Here is a 17,295-nt window from a genome sequence, read left to right as displayed (position 1 = left end):
CCGCATCTGATGGTGTCGACGTCAATGGTATACGGGTGCATCATCGACGTCTTCAATACAGAAGATATCAGTGCGGAGTGTTCTGAAAAGTAACACCAGGGCGGGCCCTACGTTAACTCGGCAGGGGGAGTGCGATTCCCTGATCGCTCGCTTAATCTGATAGGGAATTGTGTGAGGCCGGAGCCTTGGCTCCGGCCTCTTCATATAAGGGCTCGGCAAGGCCGAGCCACCAAATTAATATCAGCCCTCAGAACATGTTTGAGAACGGTGCCTGGAGTACGTGGACGTAGGGCCGGAATCGGTGATGCCTCCCGGCGCATTCCGCAGGGGGAGCGATATTTTGCAGCACGAAGTGCGCAGCAAAATATCGCTCATGCCCGAGGACGCGCCGGGAGGCAACACCGATTCGGGGCCGGACATATAGATCTACCTGCGCATTTTCAAATTCGTAAACTTTTTTCAAAAAAGTGCTTGCGCAGTTCTCGAAACATAGGTTATTATCTTCCTCGTTGAACGCGCGGGTCCAACAAAACGAACCGTGAATCAACAACATAGCATGTCGGAGTGGCGGAATTGGCAGACGCGCTAGCTTGAGGTGCTAGTGACCGCTTTTTGGTCATGCGGGTTCAAGTCCCGCCTCCGACACCATCGCATTTGAGAAGCCTCTTCGGAGGCTTTTTTGTTACCGATAGACGGTGAGGTCCACGATGGAAACGCTTGAGCGCAACGAGTGGGCAGACGTTGCCCAACTGGTCGAGATCACGAGCGATGCTGTCATCATCTGTGAGCTCGACGGAACCATTCTGCATGTGAATAACCGTTTGCTCGACCTGATGTGCGAGGAACGCGCTGACGTCGTCAGCGGTGATGTCAAAGACGTTCTGTACTCGTCTGCCTTTGAGCGCGCGACCGAACATCGTCTGCCGTTTGAGACCGATGGCTCCGAGAGCGAGCTGATGCTCAAGCTGAGCGACGGGTCTTTTATTCCCGTCTTGGTTCGCGCAGGTTCCGTTACGCCTCCGCGTATCTTTGGACGTCGTGCACCGCGTGTCCTGGTGGCGCTTCACAGCATCGAAGAGCAGTATTCCCACGATCGTCAGCTCAAACGTGCGCTATCGGAGCTTAGGGTGGCGAATAAACGCCTTTCGGGTACCCTTTCGGTCATTATGAGTACCGTGGGCTCCGATGAGCTCCCCAGCTTGCTCGATACCGTTTTGAATCAGCTCGTTGGAACGCTCGATGCCTCCGGTGCGGCTATCTATTTTTCCGAGAGCGGCGGCTTTAAGCTCCGCGGTGTTTCTAAGGAGCTTGAGGACAGCTATCTGCCCGAATTTTTGCCGTACGGCGCGGGCATTCCGACCTACGTGCTTCGCGAGTCGCGTGCCTGTCGCCTGTCGATTCAGCAGGACCTTGAGGGCGACCGGGTTGCTTCGGGTATGTTCATGGATTTGGACAATCGTTCCAAGCACTTGCTGCGCGTGCAGGATATGCCCCCGTATCGCAGCGAGATCTGTCTTCCCGTGTTTTACGGCACGCAGGTCCTTGGCGTGTTGGAAGTTGGCTGGAAACGCCCCCAGGCGCCACTTGCCTATGACGTTAACGTGCTCGAGGTCATTTGCGATTACCTGTCTATTCAGCTGGTCGGCATGGCGTCGAGCTTACGTTCGCGCCGCACGGCGGAGCTCGGTCGCTCACTCAATTTGCTGCGCGACGAACTGTTTACCTATCTCGATGATCCTGTTGCCGCTTCGCGAGCGGTGTCGACGGAAATCTGCGCGGTGCTCAATTGTCATTTCTGCCCCGTGGAATATGACGCGAGTCTTGACGCCTATGTCATCGATTTTGAGGGCGGCAGTCGTGTGGCGTTGCCGGGCGATCCGGAGTCGCTCTTCTTTTCCACCACCGCACCGGCTGCGCGTTTGGGGGTCGCTTCCGATGGTTTTGAGCCGTCGGTGCTGGGCGGTGCGAGTGCTGATGATCTTAAGCATGTGCGCTTGACCCGCGTCGACGAATCCATGCCTATGGGCGGATGGTTGAGGGCTCATGGCCTGCCGTGCCAGGGCCTCTATGTCGATTCCGGCTTCGAGGCGGGACGCGTTCGTTCGGAGGGCGGCGGTCGGCGGAACAACGATGCAATCGTTCCCGCCGACGTTGCCAAGGGACCGACGACGCGCGCATTGCTGCTCCGCGATGGCAGCCAAGAACCAATTGACGACCTTGAATACGACTACCTGGTGCATCTGGCGCATGACTTTGAGCTGATCTATGAAGGCGAGTCTCAAAAGCGCGAAGAGCGTCATATCGCTCAGACGCTTCAGATTGGCATGAGAAATTCGCTTGGTGACGTTCCGGGCATTGCAACCGATTCGGTATATCTATCGGCAACGAATTCTGCGTTGGTCGGCGGTGACTTCTATACGCTTGTCCGACTTCCCGACGATTGCGCCGTTATGATTTTGGGCGATGTATCCGGCAAGGGAATCGAGGCGGCGTCGATGTCGGCGCTCGTCAAGACAGCGCTGACGGCCTATGCCTGGGAGGGTGCGGGGCCTGCCCGTATGGCACGCTCGCTCAATAGCATGCTCATGGGTTTTTCGAGGGTCGAGACGTTTGTGACGGCGTTTATCGCCAAGATCGATCTTAAAGCGGGTCGCGCAACCTATTGCTCTGCGGGGCATCCTCCCACTATGGTCATTAGGCCGTCGTCGACGCCGCTTGGTGGCGGTGAAGCCCGAGGCGGAGAAGTGGAGCTCCTTGGGTGCCAATCGGGCGTGATCGGTGCCTTTGAGAGCATGGTGTACGAGACGGGCGTGTTTACGTTCGCTCCTGGTGACATGCTATTTATGTATACCGACGGAACAATCGAAGCACGTGATCGCTCGGGTGCTTTCTTTGGCGAGCAGCGCCTTCGTGACCTTCTGCTCTCTGTCTCGGGTGAGGGCGTATCGGGAATCTGCGGCAAGGTCTTGGGCGAGCTTGACCGCTTTACCGAGTCGGCGCTGAACGATGACATCGCGCTGGTTTCCCTTGAGTTTTTACGGGGTCGATCGTAGGTCACGACGCCTGACGGGCGAAATCTGCGCGGTTGCAGATACGTGTGCATCGAGCGAGCTCTTTTGGGGAACCATGGTCGTATGAATGAGTGGAATGACATAGCGGTTTTGACGCCACCGGGCGATATCGACATCGCCTCGGTGCCCGCACTGCGCCGACGGTTGGATAATTTGATCGACCGGGGCGTGCGTCGTGTTGTCATCAATTGCCAGACCGTGGGTTTTATCGACTCGACGGGTTTGGCGTTTTTGCTTACACGTGCCAGAGAGCTCATGAGACATGAGGGGCTGCTTTCGCTCGTTAACGCTTCCGATGAGGTCGTTCGCTTTTTGGAAATTGCCCGACTTGTCGACATCCTTCATGTCGCGGGCCCGGCGCGGGAGTCGATTCCCGCCATTCCGGTGGGGGAGTTGCCGCGATGGAGCAAGAGCGTCGAAGTAAGGCGAGGCATCGAGAATCTCCCGTATTATCGGCACCGTGTGGCCGAGCTCCTCGAATCGCTTCCCCTGAGGCGTGATGAGCGCTATGACGTTGCATTGGCGTTGGGGGAGGCATTGGGTAACGCATATGACCATGCGGGCGGTGTTGGCTGCATCCTGACGGTTCAGGCCTATGGGGACCGCGTTGTGCTCGAGGTGCTTGATCGGGGCGCTGGCTATTCTATCGATGGGGCGAGCGAGCCGGTGGCTTCTGAGGAGCGCGGGCGAGGTATCAAGCTTATGCGCATGCTCGTCGATAATGTGGAAGTTGCCCGTCGTGCGGATGGCGCCGGCACGCGCGTTCGGATGGTGAAGTTGTTTAGCTCGGCATTGGAATCGTGCGCTTAGCGCTTTGGCTTGACGTTATCCACCTGCGCGAACTTGCATTGAACAATTTTTTTGAAAAAAGTACTTGCGTCTTTTGGGCAACTCGCGTAAATTAATAACCCGCAAGCGGACATGGCTCAGTTGGTAGAGCACAACCTTGCCAAGGTTGGGGTCGCGGGTTCGAGCCCCGTTGTCCGCTCCATTGCATTTCCGGACCGTCTCAAGCGGTCCTTTTTCGGCGAAGTGGCCAAGTGGTAAGGCAGAGGCCTGCAAAGCCTTTACCCCCGGTTCGAATCCGGGCTTCGCCTCCAGGCAACATCCGGGCGCTCCGGCGCCCGTTTTGTTTTACATATGCGGACATGGCTCAGTTGGTAGAGCACAACCTTGCCAAGGTTGGGGTCGCGGGTTCGAGCCCCGTTGTCCGCTCCAAGCGCAACAGTCCGGCTACTACGGTAGCCGGGCTTTTTCGTACCCATCGCCTGGGCTCGAGCCCGAGAGGGAGCGAGCGTTAGACAAACGCGGAGCGTTTGTAGCGAGCTGGCGAGGACGCCGACAGGCGGCCGAAGCCGGCGCGTATCCGCGAAGCGGATACGCGGACGCCCCGTTGTCCGCTCCAACTACCTTACGCGGTTCTAACGAACCGCGTTTTTTGTTGACGCTGCTCGAGCCCCGGGCACCCCATCTTGCCCCTCAATCGTCGGTCGCGTACATAAAGTACGCTTCCCTCCTCTTTCGCGGCAACCTGGGGCACCCGGAGCCCGCTCGCTGTCGTGGTAGGGGGAGTGGGTCTTCCGTTCTTTTCACTAATTGGTCAATCCGTCCCAGGTGGCTCGAACTTTTTTCAAATTATTGGAAAATAGTTCTTGCATTCGGGTGGATCATCCCGTATATTAAATCCTCGCAGGCGGACATGGCTCAGTTGGTAGAGCACAACCTTGCCAAGGTTGGGGTCGCGGGTTCGAGCCCCGTTGTCCGCTCCATTTGGGCGTTTAGCTCAGGGGGAGAGCGCTTCCCTGACACGGAAGAGGTCAGAAGTTCAAATCTTCTAACGCCCACCAAATGTTCGCAGCCCAGAGGCTTGGCCTCTGGGCTGTTTTTGTTTCGGTCACCAAATGGGTCGCCAAATCGCCGGCAAAAGGTATCTCGATTCATGAAAGAGCGGTTCTGAGCGTCTGTTTAGCCTTGTCATCTCAATCGAGTGGGGGTTGACCATTTTGAACATAACCGTGCATCTCGTTGACGTTTCAGCGATCGATCCCGGCGAGACCGTTGATATGGCATCAATCGCGGGACGCTATGCCTTACGTGCCTCCAATGGGGATCTCCCAATTGCGTCTCGGAGAGAAGCTGCAGGCGTGGGTCTGCTTCTTCGCGACGCCCTGGGTGTCTTCGACGACACCCAGCTTGCGTGTTCTGCTTTCGGCAAGATCGAGCTTGCGGATGGGGAGGCCCCCTCTATTTCCATTTCACATGGCGGAAGCGTGGCCGTCCTCGCTGTTTCCGATGTTGCTCGGTCGGTCGGAGGACCTATTGGCGTGGATATCGAGGCGATCGATGAGATTGCCCCCGTTGCGGTTGGGCGTATGGCAAACGACGACGAGCGCGTGTGGATTAACGCTGCCCCCAATTTGCAAGAACGCAATCTTCGCCTGAGTCAGACGTGGACGCGTATCGAGGCCATCCTCAAGGCTGAAGGCGTCGGGTTTTCGATTGATCCTCGCAAAGATGGCATGCCCGGTGGATGGAATACTTCGTCGGTGACATACGGTCGCTGCGTCATCTCTTGTGCGGCGCGCTCTATGCCTCGTATCGTCCTCAAGGAGCATACCTTTCGGGTAGCATAGGAGCCAATCGCTAATAGGGGAGGCCGCTATGCCGCTGAACGCTCAAAACGATATCGCTTCACGGATCGAGGATGCCGTCTTTGAACTTATGGCGACAACTCCGGTGCAGTCGATTAAGGTGGCCGAGGTACTTCGCCTTGCCCATACATCCAAATCGACGTTCTATCGCTGTTATCGCTCTGTCGATGATGTGGTTAAACGTTTTGAAGATGAGCTGCTCCAGAATATGCAGGACATCAATGATGTTGCGCTGGAGGCTCGTTTTGGCGATGCGCAGCTGGACCCTACGCCCACGATGATCAAGCGCATGGAGATTCTCCAGGCTAATCGCTCGAAAGTTTTGGCGCTTAATAGCGATAACGGCGATCCGGTGTTTGCTCACAAGGCGACGATCTTTATGCATGACTATTTTCGCAATCGGCTTCGCTCGACATTTTCCGATGAAACGGACCTCGACCTGTATCTAGCCTTTGCGCTTGCGGGTCACCATAACCTCATTCAGTATTGGCTCGAGGCCCGGCCCGACCTTGAGGCGCGCACCGTTGCCGCTGCCCTCAATCGCATGTTCTACGCACCGCTCTTTGTCGACGACGCCTCGCGCCATTGGCACCCACGTATTCCCGATTTTGAAAAGCCGCTCGGGTGAACGGCTGATTTTTAGGGATGAACGGTTGCATGGGTTGCGGATTCAGAGCAATCCGGCCCTATGAATCGATTTAAGTATGGCCATTTATCTGCTATTTGGAACGCCTAGCCCCGATGTGTCCCATATGATGGGACACATCGGGGCTTTTTGTCTCACGCGTCTCGTTTAACCCCTCGTAAACTAAAGCTACGTTCAAAAGAACCACTGCAGTAGTTCAACGTGTGACGGCACAGAAAAGCCGCGAGCGCTCTCTCACCTTCGCTCGCGGCTGGACTGCGCCATCATTCCGTACACCTTCACATGATTAGGATGTGATATTCAGTGGTTACGCTCGGAAAGAACATGCGCAGCGTCTCGATTGTAGGCGTAGGCTGCACCCCGTTCAAGGATTTTGAGGAGCATCCCGAGACCCAGGGTATTGGCGAGGGCGAGGCGTTTGGCTATGCGGCTCTCGAGGCAATTGCCGATGCCGGTCTTGAGCCCCGCGATATCGACTTTTTCTATCACGGCAGCGCCAATCCGTATCTCGTTGGCGATTGCATTACCCCCAACATGCAGGTTGCCGATTGGTTTGGCGTTCGTGCCAAGGGCTCCGTCCATCATTCCGAGGCTTGCTGCACGGGCTACGTCGCCCTTGAGCAGGCCGTGATGGCAGTCGCCTCCGGTGCCTACGATGTTGTCCTTACGGGTGCCTGCGATTTGGCTTCGACGCTTCCCGTTGAGCATATGCCCTCCCATATTCGTCAGGACTTTACGCTCGACGTTATGATTCCCTCGCTCGATAAGATCTATGACCGCGCTTATGGTCGCCCGCTCGATGGCGCCTTTGGCGTGTCGTTCGACAACTGGATCAACGAGTATTCGATGCAGTACGACCTTACCGCCGATCAGATCGATGATGCCCTGAACGGCCTTACCAAGAGCCTTCGCCGCGGTGCCGTCCTGAATCCCCTTGCCTGGTATGAGACCACGGTCGAGGAGGACGCGAAGGCAGCCGGGTTCGATACCGCCGACGAGTATCTCAAGAGCATGTACAACCCGCGCGTTACGCAGTACCTGCGCGTAACCGGCTTTGAGAAGAAGTGCGACGGTGCCGCCGCTGTTGTCGTAATGCCCACGGAGAAGGCAAAGGCCATGGGCGTGCCGTATGCGCCTATTGAGGTTCTGGGTACGGGCGCCTCTGCTGTCGAGGCCGGTCTGCTCCACAACGAGCACTGGGCTACCGAGCTTGCCGCCAAGCAGGTCTATGACCTTACCGGCGTGAGCCCCGACGAGATTGACCTGTTCATGTGCAATGACTTTTTCCTGGCTTCCGAGATCGTCTCGGCTGAGGAGTGCGGCTATATTCCGCGCGGCGAGGCTTGGAAGTATGCGATCGATGGCCGCACCGCTTTTGACGGCGATAAGCCCATCAACCCGCACGGTGGCCGCTGCAACTTTGGCCACGCACATGGCGCATCGGGCATCGCCGATATCGTCGAGGCCGTTAAGCAAATGCGCGGCGTCGCCGGTGCCACCCAGATGAAGAAGGTTCCCGAAACGGCTTTCCTGCGCGGTTTTGGCGGTTCTCAGAACGTGCGCTGCCAGATCCTTCGTACCGTCGCCTAAGCGACCGCGGTTTTCGATTTCCCATAAGGAGTATTCTCATGCAACTCAAAGATATGGAGCCCGTGGTCAAGAAGTTCTACACGGGTCTTGAAGAGGGCATCTATTGGGCGCGCCAGTGCCCCGAGTGCGGAGCCGTCGAGTTTCCGCCCCACCTTGCCTGCAATGCCTGCGGCTATCACAAGACCGATTGGGTCCAGGTTTCTGGTCACGGGCATCTGATCGATTTTACCTTGCCTGGTCCACAGAACGACAAGCCTTACCTCAAGGAGTATGGCAAGTACGCCTACGGCGCCGTCGATATCGACGAGGGTTCTCAGTACACCTACGTCATCTACGGCATTACCAAGAAGAAGGCCCCCGAGATTCGCGCCAAGCTCATGGCGGGCGAGACCGTTGGCGTCCATGCCAAGGTTATCGACCGTCCGGGCTATAAAGAGCTTACGTTCGAGCTTGACGATTAGGTTTTCACCCTTGCAACAATTCGATTCCTCTCTTAGGCCACGGCGGGACCCATGTCTCCAGCCCGCCGTGGTCGCCCCTCTTTTTCGATTGAAAGGCACCATCATGAACGAAGAACTCACTCAGCAGATCTGCGATTTTGCCAAGTCCGCCTACAACTATGACGGCGATGTGACCCCCGAGACGACGTTTGAGACCCTGGGCAAGGGCTCGATGAAGATGATCGCTCTGACCTCCATGATCGAGAACGAGCTCGATGCCGAGGTCCCCGTTCGCGAGGTCATGGTCATGAAGACCATCGGCGAGCTTATCGAGCGCACTGCCGAAGAGATGGAGTAACTGCCATGGACCTGATGCAGACCCTGCGCGAGCAGGCTGCCGCCAAGCCTATGCGCGTTGCTTTTCCCGAGGGCGAAAACGAGACCATGATGCAGGCGGTCGCAAAGATCGCCGCCGAGCATCTTGCCGAATGTGTGCTGGTCGGCGATGGCGGTAAGCTCAAGGAGCTTGCCGATGAGCGCGGCATCTCCCTTGACGGCATCGAGATTGTCGATGTGACCGACGAAGAGGCGAACGCTGCTTGCTGCGAGCGCTACCTTTCTCATCCGGATTGCAAGTTTAAGCCCAAGGGCGCTGCGCGCCGTATGACGCGTCCGCTTGAGCGCGCCCTGATTTTGCAGGTGCTCGGCGATGTCGACGTTATGTTCGCAGGCATCGATAACGCTACGGGCGATATTATCCTGGCTGGTCAGACCATCGTCGGCCTTGCCGACGGGGTGGACACCGTGAGCTCGTGCGGTATCGCCGACATCCCCAACTGGAATGGCGGCGAAGGTGGCCTTTTGGCTTTTGGCGATTCTGCCGTGTGCGTTGACCCCACGAGCGAGGAGCTTGCCTCGATCGCGATTTCGTCGAGCGAAACGGTACGCTCGCTGACCGGATGGGATATCCGTTGCGCGCTGCTTTCGCATTCGACTGACGGTTCGATGGATAACGAACTCGTCGACAAGGTACGTCGTGCTCGCGAGATTGCCAACAATCGCCGTCCCGACCTTGCCATCGACGGCGAGTTCCAGTTTGATTCGGCGATTAACCCCAAGGTTGCGGCCAAGAAAGTTCATCGCGAATCCGCTGTTGCAGGCCAAGCTAACGTGGTCATCTGGCCCGATATCAACGTGGGCAATATCGGCGTCAAGATCATCCAGAATCTGACCGGCGCCAATGCTTACGGCCCCATGCTTCAGGGCTTCAAGAAGATCGTGTGCGATTGCTCACGTTCTGCGCCCGTCGACGAGATTGTCGGCAACGTGGTGATGAGCTGCGTGCGCGCCCAGGCGCTTAAGGAGGCTTAAGGTATGTCCGATAAAAAGACTCCCTGGCGCGTCCTGGTAATCAACCCTGGTTCCACTTCCACGAAGGTGGGCGTTTTTGAGGGTGATGAGTGCAAGCTCAGTAAGAACGTTGCGCACGATGCGAAGGACCTTGCCCAATTCGACGGGGTTTCGGCTCAGATGCCGTATCGCTGCGATCTGATTCTAACGGCGCTCGACGAAGCAGGGCTTTCGCTCGATGACTTCGATGCGTTTGTTGGCCGCGGCGGTGGTCTGCTTTCGCTGCCCGGCGGCACCTATGCCATCAACGAGGTTATGCTCGAGCATGCCCGCATCGGTGCGAATGGCGTTCGGCACCCGGCGCAGCTGGGTCCCCAGATTGCCCATGAGTTCGCCTTAAAGACGGGAAAGCCCTCTTTTGTGGTGAATCCTCCCGATACCGACGAGCTGTGCGACCTCGCACGTATGACGGGCATTAAGGGCGTGTATCGAAACGTGCACCTGCACGCCCTTAATCTCAAAGAGACCGCCATCCGCCATGCGGCAAAGCTCGGTCGCCCCTATGATGAGTGCAACTTCATCGTTTGCCATATCGGCGGCGGCATCTCTATCTCGGCTCATCTTAAGGGCAAGATGGTGGACGGCAACGACATCGTCGGCGGCGAGGGCCCCATGGCACCGACGCGCTGCGGATCGGTTCCCGCGATCGAGGTCGCAAAGTACACCGCGGAGCACGGTCTTGATGTCGCCCGTGCCCATTGCATGAAGACGGGCGGCTTCGTTGACCTTTTGGGTACCTCCGATGCCATCGAGGTGTGCGAACGCGCTGCAGCGGGAGATAAGGCCGCAGCTCGCGCCTGGGATGCAATGGTCTACCAAATCTGCAAGTGGATTGGCGAGATGGCATGTGTGCTGAAGGGCGATGTCGACGGTATCTTGCTCGGAGGCGGCATGGTCCACAGCAAGGAGCTCGTTGCCTCGATTGAGGAATGCTGCTCTTGGATCGCCCCCGTGTCGGCTTATCCCGGCGAGTTTGAGCTCGAGGCGATGGCGTCTGGCGCCTGCCGCGTGCTCGATGGTGTCGAGGAAGCGCTCGTGTACAGCGGAGAGCCCGTGTTCACTGGTTTCAACGACTGATAGTGCTGTGTTTGGGGCGGCCGATGGTGACGTCCGGCCGCTCCGACCCTTTTTTCTAAGTGTAAGGATGGATCATGGATAAAACCAAGATCAAGTACCTGGTGGGCATTTATGCTGCCGCCATGTGCATTATGGGCATGTTGGTGCCCGTCCCCATCGTGGCCTCTGTTGCAGCGGCGTTTCCCAACGAGAACATCGCTGCCGTCCAGATGATCATCGGCATCATTCCGCTCATGATGGCTGTGTCCGCCATGCTCGTGTCTTCCCAGCTCGCCTCGCGTGTATCCAAGAAGAAGACGACGCTTGTCGGCCACGTTATCGTGATGCTCGCCGGCGCCTCGGTGCTGGTGTTCCACGATTCGCTTGCCCAGGTTCTTGCGGCCTCTGCCGTGATGGGTCTTGGCCTTGGCGCCGTGCAGAACTCGACCGACGCTCTGATCGCCGACTATTTCGGTGGCAAGCAGCGTTCGTTTGTCATGGGCATCTACTCAACCTTTGTTGCACTGGGTGGCATTATCTGGACGATGGTTTCCGGCATCTTGGGTTCTGCCGAGTGGTTCCACAGCTATGCGGCGTACTTCATCATGATCGTGTTTATCGTCATTGAGGCCGTCTGCCTGCCCGAGGGTCATCTTGAGCCCAAGCGTAAGGTCAACGTGTTTGCCAACATGCCCAAAGAGGTCGCAATTATCACGGTCATGAGCTTTGTGTTCGTACTCACGTTCCAGCTCTTTAGCTCCAATGTCTCGCTGCTTGTCGTGGGTCGCGGCTTTGGCGGCACTGTTGAGGCTGGCCTCGCTTCGACCGTCATGACGGTCGCCGGCATTGCGGCTGGCCTTTTGGTGGGCCCGCTGTTTGCCAAGTTCAAGAACCTGTCGATGCCGATCGCGTGGGGCGTGACGCTCGTTGGCCTGGGCCTGACGCTGGTTGCGCCCGCCTTTATGGTGCTGTGCGTTGCGGGCTTTGTCGTTGCGCTGGGCAAGGAGACCTACGTGCCGCTGGAGGGCAATTTTGCCGCCGGCAACTCTGCTCCCGAGGGACGTGCGTTTAACCTCGCCATTGGCATGGCGGGCATCAACTTTGGCATGGCACTGTCTCCCATTGTGTTTGAGGCCGTGACGTCGCCGTTTGGTGCAACGATTGACCAGAAGTTCATCGCCGGCATGATTGTCTGTGCGGCTTGTGTCGTCTTTGGCGCCATTAAGTATCGCAAGCTCACTCCGGCCCAGCTTGCCGAAGCCGAGAAGATGGCGGCCAACGGCGAGGCGGAGTAACCGCTCGAGTAGTTGCTTTGCCGCCCATCATGTTTTATCGGGGCCGCCGACATATGCCGGCGGCCCTCTTTCTATCAATGGCTTGATAGCTCGCGAAGAGAAGTAATAGCTCCTCGCCTATCGAATGCCGGCGGACGGGGTGCCGGGGCTACAGTCTTCCGAGCGTTTGCAGTCCCGTCGCTCCGTCCGCCGGCATTCGACCGCAACATGTTGGTCAAGCATAATCTTTTGGATTCTTTTGGCGTGAGTGGCTTGGTTTTAGTAGGATTTGTCAGTGGCTTGACTAAGGGGGTTTTATAGCTGCCATGCAGGTAGCCGTGTTGGTAACGTTTTACCGACTTGTCAAATACCCCTCATTTATAATGCGTCTGCAAAATGACTAATTGCTTTGACCTGCTGAAACACTATATGTTGTGTTTGACCTAAAAAAAGAATACAGGATATAGATGCATCTTTGTCGTATGATAGATGGCGGACAGAGAACGAAGACCTTAATTGCCCCTTTTGAACGTGTCCTTGAGCCGCTTGATCGGCTCCTGGGAATGTCCGCATAGAGGCTTATGGTTTATCGAGAACACAGATTGCGCGACGGCGCCGCAAGACAGGGGCAAGCCCTGCCGGGCATCGTTTGGCTCTGAAGCGCAATGAGGCTACGACGCGAAAGAGGCAAGAGGATGAAGATCATCAAGCGCAGCGGCACCGAGGTTGTCTTTGACATCGATAAGATTGTCAATGCCATCCGCGCCGCTAACTTGGAGGTCGAGGAGAGTTCTCGTCTAACCGACCGCCAGGTGGTTTATGCGGCGCAAAACGTCGCCGAGGCATGCGAGAACGCGGGCCACACCGTTTCGGTCGAGGAGATCCAGGATTTGGTCGAGGACGAGATCATGCGTCTCGACTGCTACGAGGTTGCCCGCCACTACATCATCTATCGCTATGTTCAGAGCCTGAAGCGCCAGAAGAACACGACCGATGACAAGATCCTGTCGCTGATCGAGTGCAATAACGAAGAGGTCAAGCAGGAGAACTCCAACAAGAACCCGACCGTCAACTCCGTTCAGCGCGACTATATGGCTGGCGAGATTTCCAAGGACCTGACCCAGCGCGTGCTGCTGCCTCAGGAGATCGTGGATGCCCATAATGAGGGTCTGATCCATTTCCACGATTCGGATTACTTTGCCCAGCATATGCACAACTGCGATCTGGTGAACCTGGAGGACATGCTCCAGAACGGCACTGTTATTTCGGGCACGCTGATTGAGAAGCCGCACAGCTTCTCGACCGCCTGCAATATTGCGACGCAGATTATCGCCCAGGTTGCTTCCTCCCAGTACGGCGGCCAGTCCATCTCGCTGACCCATCTTGCCCCCTTTGTTGAGGTGAGCCGTCAAAAGATTCGTGGCGAGGTCGCCCGCGAGCTCGAGGAGCTCGGCGTTTCCGCATCTCCCGAAAAGGTTCGCGAGGTCGTTGAGGATCGCCTGCGTGACGAGATCCGTCGCGGCGTCCAGACGATTCAGTATCAGGTCGTGACCCTTATGACCACCAATGGCCAGGCGCCGTTCGTGACGGTCTTTATGTATCTTAACGAGGCCCGTACGCCTCAGGAGAAGCACGACCTTGCCATGATCGTGGAGGAGACGCTTCGCCAGCGCTACGAGGGCGTTAAGAACGAGGCCGGCGTGTGGATTACCCCGGCATTCCCCAAGCTTATCTATGTACTCGAGGACGATAACGTTCACGAGGATTCCCCGTACTTCTACCTGACCCAGCTGGCTGCCAAGTGCACCGCCAAGCGCATGGTGCCCGATTACATCTCCGAGAAGAAGATGCGCGAGCTCAAGCTGTCTAAGGGCGAGACCGCCGGCAACGGCGATTGCTACACCTGCATGGGTTGCCGCAGTTTCCTGACGCCCGACCGTTCGGGCAACGGTTTTAACAACGTTGCCAACGCGCTGAACTACGACCCGAACAAGCCCAAGTACTATGGTCGCTTTAACCAGGGCGTTGTGACCATCAACCTGCCTGATGTCGCACTGAGCTCGCACCAGGATATGGACAAGTTCTGGAAGATCTTCGATGAGCGCCTTGAGCTGTGTCACCGTGCCCTGCTGTGCCGTCATGAGCGCCTGATGGGTACACTTTCTGACGCCGCGCCGATTCTTTGGCAATACGGCGCCCTGGCGCGTCTGAAGAAGGGCGAGACGATCGACAAGCTGCTCGTGGGCGGATACTCTACGATCAGCCTGGGCTATGCCGGCCTGTATGAGTGCGTTAAGTACATGACGGGTCACAGCCACACCGAGAAGGAGGGCACGCCGTTTGCCATGGCCGTCATGCAGCACATGAACGACAAGTGCGCCGAGTGGAAGGCCGAAAGCGATATCGACTTCTCGCTGTACGGCACCCCGCTTGAGTCGACGACCTACAAGTTTGCCAAGTGCCTGCAGCGCCGTTTTGGCATTATCCCGGGCGTGACGGACAAGGGCTACATTACCAACAGCTATCACGTCCATGTGTCCGAGGAGATCGACGCCTTCGATAAGCTTAAGTTTGAGGGCATGTTCCAGCAGCTTTCGCCGGGCGGTGCCATCTCCTACGTCGAGGTTCCCAACATGCAGGACAACCTCAAGGCTGTCATTCGCGTGATGCAGTACATCTACGACAACATCATGTACGCCGAGCTCAACACCAAGAGCGACTACTGCCAGGTGTGCGGCTACGACGGTGAGATCAAGATTGTCGAGGACGATGGCAAGCTGGTGTGGGAGTGCCCCAACTGCGGCAACCGCGACCAGGAGAAGATGAATGTCGCTCGTCGTACGTGCGGCTACATCGGTACCCAGTTCTGGAACCAGGGTCGAACCGAGGAGATCCGCGACCGCGTGCTGCATCTCTAATAACCATCCCAGGCTGCCCCGTAGCGAGGCCCCGGACCTTTACTCGCTATTTCGGACAGTCCTGGCTCACGACGGAGGCGCCACTGGCGCCTCCTGTTCGTGCGGAACTCATATCGAGCAAAGGTCCGGGGCCTCGCTACGGGCAGCCAAGTTGATGTAGCTGAGATGCGGCATGCGGTCTGCTCACTCCTCGAAGTTCTTAGCGGAAATAATTTGAGCTGCAGCTGCGATTTACTTGCGATGGCGGTTGAGCTGCAGCTGAGTATTTATTGGACCTCGAACCCTATGCTCGATGTTCGCTTCGTTCATTGAGTTACCCTTTGCATGAGGCCGGGACATATCGTCCCGCCCGCAGTTTCGCAGGCCGAAGGCCGAGAATGTTTGAGGACGGGAAGATATGTCCCGGCCTCCCGGGAGAGTTACTTATGAACTACGCGAACATTAAGTATTTCGATATTGCTGATGGTGAAGGCGTTCGTACTTCTCTGTTTGTGAGTGGGTGCCGTCGTGGGTGCAAGAATTGCTTTAACTCTGTCGCGTGGGACTTTGCTGCGGGCGAGCCGTTCGATCGCGCCGTCGAGGACAAAATTATCGAGAGTCTCGACCATCCCTTTAACGACGGTCTGACAATTTTGGGCGGCGAGCCCATGGAACCTGAGAACCAGGCGGGACTCGTTGATTTTGTCGAGCGTGTTCGCGCGGCCTATCCATCGGGGTCGGGAAAGACTATTTGGTGCTTTACCGGCGATGTGCTCGAGGAGCTTATGCCGGGCGGTCGTCATCATACCGAGGTGACGGACCGCATCCTTACCTGTCTTGATATGTTGGTGGACGGCCCGTTTGTTCAGGACCTGTACGATATCACGCTGCGCTTTAGGGGCTCGAGCAATCAGCGCGTGATTGATATGAACGCTACGCGCGCCCGTGCTGAGCGCGAGGGCGTTGCGCTTTGTGATGCGGTTGAACTTTGGCGTGATGATCCGGTCTATTCGACCCATACTATGTAGCTTGTGGTCGATGCCGGAGGGCGTGGTACCATAGCGCGAACGCAAAATCGGAAAAGTGAGGCCCAGATGGTCGATCAGGAAAAAGTCGAGGCCGCCATTAAGCTGTTGCTTGAGGGCATAGGCGAGGACCCAACTCGTGAGGGCCTGCTGGAGACCCCGGCGCGCGTTGCCCGTATGTATGGTGAGATCGCCGGCGGTATGGACCAGAGTGCCGAGGAACACCTGTCCAAAACCTTTGCCGTCGCTTCGAACGATTTAGTTATCGAGCGCGACATCACGTTCTACTCGCTGTGTGAACATCATCTGCTGCCGTTTTATGGCAAGGCCGCCATTGGTTATATCCCTAACGGTCGGGTGGCTGGGCTTTCCAAGCTCGCCCGCACGGTTGAGGTCTACGCCCGTCGTCTGCAGCTGCAGGAGCAGCTGTGTGCGCAGGTTGCCGACGCCCTCATGGATTATCTCGCTCCCCAGGGAGCGATTGTGTTCATGGAAGCTGAGCATATGTGCATGACTATGCGCGGCGTGCAAAAGCCCGGCACCAAGACCGTGACGCTCGCTCGCCGCGGCGTCTTTGAGACCGATCCGGCGCTCGAGGAGCGATTCTTTAGGATGCTGGGCCGCTAACCATGAGAGTCGTCAACGACTTTACATCGAAGACCGATGAGGGCACGTCGCGTCGCGGCTTTATGGCTTCGGGCCTGGCCCCCTTTGGTGCCATGCCTCGCATTGATTACATTTGTGCCAACGGGCTGTTCCGGCGGCACCTGGGCAACATTGCACAGTTGGAATCGGGTCGCATCTTCTGCCGCCACGGTATTGACCATCTGCTCGATGTCGCTCGCATTATGTGGATCAAGAATCTCGAGGAAGAGCTCGAATTTGACCGCGAGGTCATCTACGCTACGGCACTTCTTCACGATATCGGCAAAGATGAACAGTATGAATCGGGTATATCCCATGATGTTGCAAGCGAGCGCGTCGCTGATGCAATACTCGCCGGCATGCCCGATGGCGTGGCGTTTGAGCCGGCCGATGCCGCAGCAATTAAGACGGCCATTCTGGGCCATCGAAAGCTGCGCGTGAACAGCCAACCGCTTGAGCGTCTGCTCTATGCAGCCGACAAAGCGTCGCGCGCCTGCTTTGCATGTCCCGCGCGCAATGCTTGCAACTGGAGCGATGATAAAAAGAACCTGTCGATTCGCGTGTAGTTAGTTTGCGCGGTCGGGGTTCTA

At 57.2% G+C, this 17,295-nt stretch carries 14 protein-coding genes and 6 tRNA genes; all 20 read left to right on the top strand.

Features of this window, described 5'->3' with window-relative positions; translation table 11 throughout:
• Positions 1-558 precede the first annotated feature (558 nt).
• Positions 559-648, top strand: a tRNA-Leu gene (locus AAA069_RS05185).
• A gap of 59 nt (positions 649-707) precedes the next feature.
• On the top strand, positions 708-3,053 hold the full coding sequence (locus tag AAA069_RS05180; protein WP_349127744.1) for a SpoIIE family protein phosphatase: 2,346 nt from the start codon (positions 708-710) through the stop codon (positions 3,051-3,053).
• A gap of 81 nt (positions 3,054-3,134) precedes the next feature.
• Entirely contained in the window at positions 3,135-3,881 is a 747-nt protein-coding gene (locus tag AAA069_RS05175) for an anti-sigma factor antagonist (protein WP_349127743.1), read from the top strand.
• Between the two features lie 105 nt (positions 3,882-3,986).
• Positions 3,987-4,062: transfer RNA gene (locus AAA069_RS05170), tRNA-Gly, on the top strand.
• A gap of 35 nt (positions 4,063-4,097) precedes the next feature.
• Positions 4,098-4,171, top strand: a tRNA-Cys gene (locus AAA069_RS05165).
• 42 nt (positions 4,172-4,213) lie between these two features.
• Positions 4,214-4,289: transfer RNA gene (locus tag AAA069_RS05160), tRNA-Gly, on the top strand.
• Positions 4,290-4,764: 475 nt separating this feature from the next.
• Positions 4,765-4,840, top strand: a tRNA-Gly gene (locus tag AAA069_RS05155).
• A 3-nt stretch (positions 4,841-4,843) separates the two neighbouring features.
• Positions 4,844-4,918 (top strand) — tRNA-Val (locus AAA069_RS05150).
• A gap of 297 nt (positions 4,919-5,215) precedes the next feature.
• Positions 5,216-5,704, top strand: a complete 489-nt coding sequence (locus AAA069_RS05145; RefSeq protein ID WP_349127742.1) for a 4'-phosphopantetheinyl transferase superfamily protein — start codon at positions 5,216-5,218, stop codon at positions 5,702-5,704.
• Between the two features lie 28 nt (positions 5,705-5,732).
• Positions 5,733-6,350, top strand: coding sequence for a TetR-like C-terminal domain-containing protein (locus tag AAA069_RS05140; RefSeq protein WP_349127741.1), 618 nt, complete (start codon positions 5,733-5,735; stop codon positions 6,348-6,350).
• A gap of 321 nt (positions 6,351-6,671) precedes the next feature.
• The gene (locus AAA069_RS05135; protein WP_233502238.1) at positions 6,672-7,958 is read left to right on the top strand and encodes a thiolase family protein; all 1,287 of its coding nucleotides are present in this window, start codon (positions 6,672-6,674) and stop codon (positions 7,956-7,958) included.
• Positions 7,959-7,996: 38 nt separating this feature from the next.
• A complete protein-coding gene (locus AAA069_RS05130; RefSeq protein ID WP_117583871.1) occupies positions 7,997-8,419 on the top strand; it encodes a hypothetical protein in 423 nt (140 codons plus the stop codon).
• A gap of 103 nt (positions 8,420-8,522) precedes the next feature.
• Positions 8,523-8,756 carry an acyl carrier protein gene (locus AAA069_RS05125; protein ID WP_055251381.1) on the top strand — a complete coding sequence of 78 codons (234 nt, stop codon included), beginning with the start codon at positions 8,523-8,525 and terminating at the stop codon, positions 8,754-8,756.
• Positions 8,757-8,761: 5 nt separating this feature from the next.
• Positions 8,762-9,769, top strand: coding sequence for a phosphate acyltransferase (locus AAA069_RS05120; RefSeq protein WP_349127740.1), 1,008 nt, complete (start codon positions 8,762-8,764; stop codon positions 9,767-9,769).
• 3 nt (positions 9,770-9,772) lie between these two features.
• The gene (gene buk / locus AAA069_RS05115; RefSeq protein WP_349127739.1) at positions 9,773-10,885 is read left to right on the top strand and encodes a butyrate kinase; all 1,113 of its coding nucleotides are present in this window, start codon (positions 9,773-9,775) and stop codon (positions 10,883-10,885) included.
• 74 nt (positions 10,886-10,959) lie between these two features.
• On the top strand, positions 10,960-12,159 hold the full coding sequence (locus AAA069_RS05110) for an MFS transporter (RefSeq protein ID WP_349127738.1): 1,200 nt from the start codon (positions 10,960-10,962) through the stop codon (positions 12,157-12,159).
• A gap of 674 nt (positions 12,160-12,833) precedes the next feature.
• Entirely contained in the window at positions 12,834-15,056 is a 2,223-nt protein-coding gene (gene nrdD, locus AAA069_RS05105; protein ID WP_195239173.1) for an anaerobic ribonucleoside-triphosphate reductase, read from the top strand.
• Positions 15,057-15,481: 425 nt separating this feature from the next.
• Complete coding sequence (gene nrdG, locus AAA069_RS05100) at positions 15,482-16,063, top strand: anaerobic ribonucleoside-triphosphate reductase activating protein (RefSeq protein WP_349127737.1); 582 nt, start codon at positions 15,482-15,484, stop codon at positions 16,061-16,063.
• Between the two features lie 66 nt (positions 16,064-16,129).
• On the top strand, positions 16,130-16,687 hold the full coding sequence (gene folE, locus AAA069_RS05095) for a GTP cyclohydrolase I FolE (RefSeq protein ID WP_349127736.1): 558 nt from the start codon (positions 16,130-16,132) through the stop codon (positions 16,685-16,687).
• A gap of 2 nt (positions 16,688-16,689) precedes the next feature.
• Positions 16,690-17,271: an HD domain-containing protein gene (locus AAA069_RS05090; RefSeq protein ID WP_349127735.1), complete on the top strand. Its 582-nt coding sequence runs from the start codon at positions 16,690-16,692 to the stop codon at positions 17,269-17,271.
• The last annotated feature ends 24 nt before the right edge of the window (positions 17,272-17,295 follow it).

This window comes from Collinsella sp. CLA-SR-H006 (genome assembly GCF_040097075.1).
In the GTDB taxonomy this organism is placed as follows: domain Bacteria; phylum Actinomycetota; class Coriobacteriia; order Coriobacteriales; family Coriobacteriaceae; genus Collinsella.
Note: the sequence above shows the minus strand (reverse complement) of the source record. Positions and strands in the feature narration are given on the sequence as shown.

Coding starts and splice junctions, on each gene's coding strand:
- nrdG (WP_349127737.1), top strand. CDS start 15,482: ATGAACTACGCGAACATTAAGTATTTCGATATTGCTGATGGTGAAGGC.
- AAA069_RS05140 (WP_349127741.1), top strand. CDS start 5,733: ATGCCGCTGAACGCTCAAAACGATATCGCTTCACGGATCGAGGATGCC.
- AAA069_RS05175 (WP_349127743.1), top strand. CDS start 3,135: ATGAATGAGTGGAATGACATAGCGGTTTTGACGCCACCGGGCGATATC.
- AAA069_RS05130 (WP_117583871.1), top strand. CDS start 7,997: ATGCAACTCAAAGATATGGAGCCCGTGGTCAAGAAGTTCTACACGGGT.
- nrdD (WP_195239173.1), top strand. CDS start 12,834: ATGAAGATCATCAAGCGCAGCGGCACCGAGGTTGTCTTTGACATCGAT.
- buk (WP_349127739.1), top strand. CDS start 9,773: ATGTCCGATAAAAAGACTCCCTGGCGCGTCCTGGTAATCAACCCTGGT.
- AAA069_RS05125 (WP_055251381.1), top strand. CDS start 8,523: ATGAACGAAGAACTCACTCAGCAGATCTGCGATTTTGCCAAGTCCGCC.
- AAA069_RS05120 (WP_349127740.1), top strand. CDS start 8,762: ATGGACCTGATGCAGACCCTGCGCGAGCAGGCTGCCGCCAAGCCTATG.
- AAA069_RS05110 (WP_349127738.1), top strand. CDS start 10,960: ATGGATAAAACCAAGATCAAGTACCTGGTGGGCATTTATGCTGCCGCC.
- AAA069_RS05090 (WP_349127735.1), top strand. CDS start 16,690: ATGAGAGTCGTCAACGACTTTACATCGAAGACCGATGAGGGCACGTCG.
- AAA069_RS05180 (WP_349127744.1), top strand. CDS start 708: ATGGAAACGCTTGAGCGCAACGAGTGGGCAGACGTTGCCCAACTGGTC.
- folE (WP_349127736.1), top strand. CDS start 16,130: ATGGTCGATCAGGAAAAAGTCGAGGCCGCCATTAAGCTGTTGCTTGAG.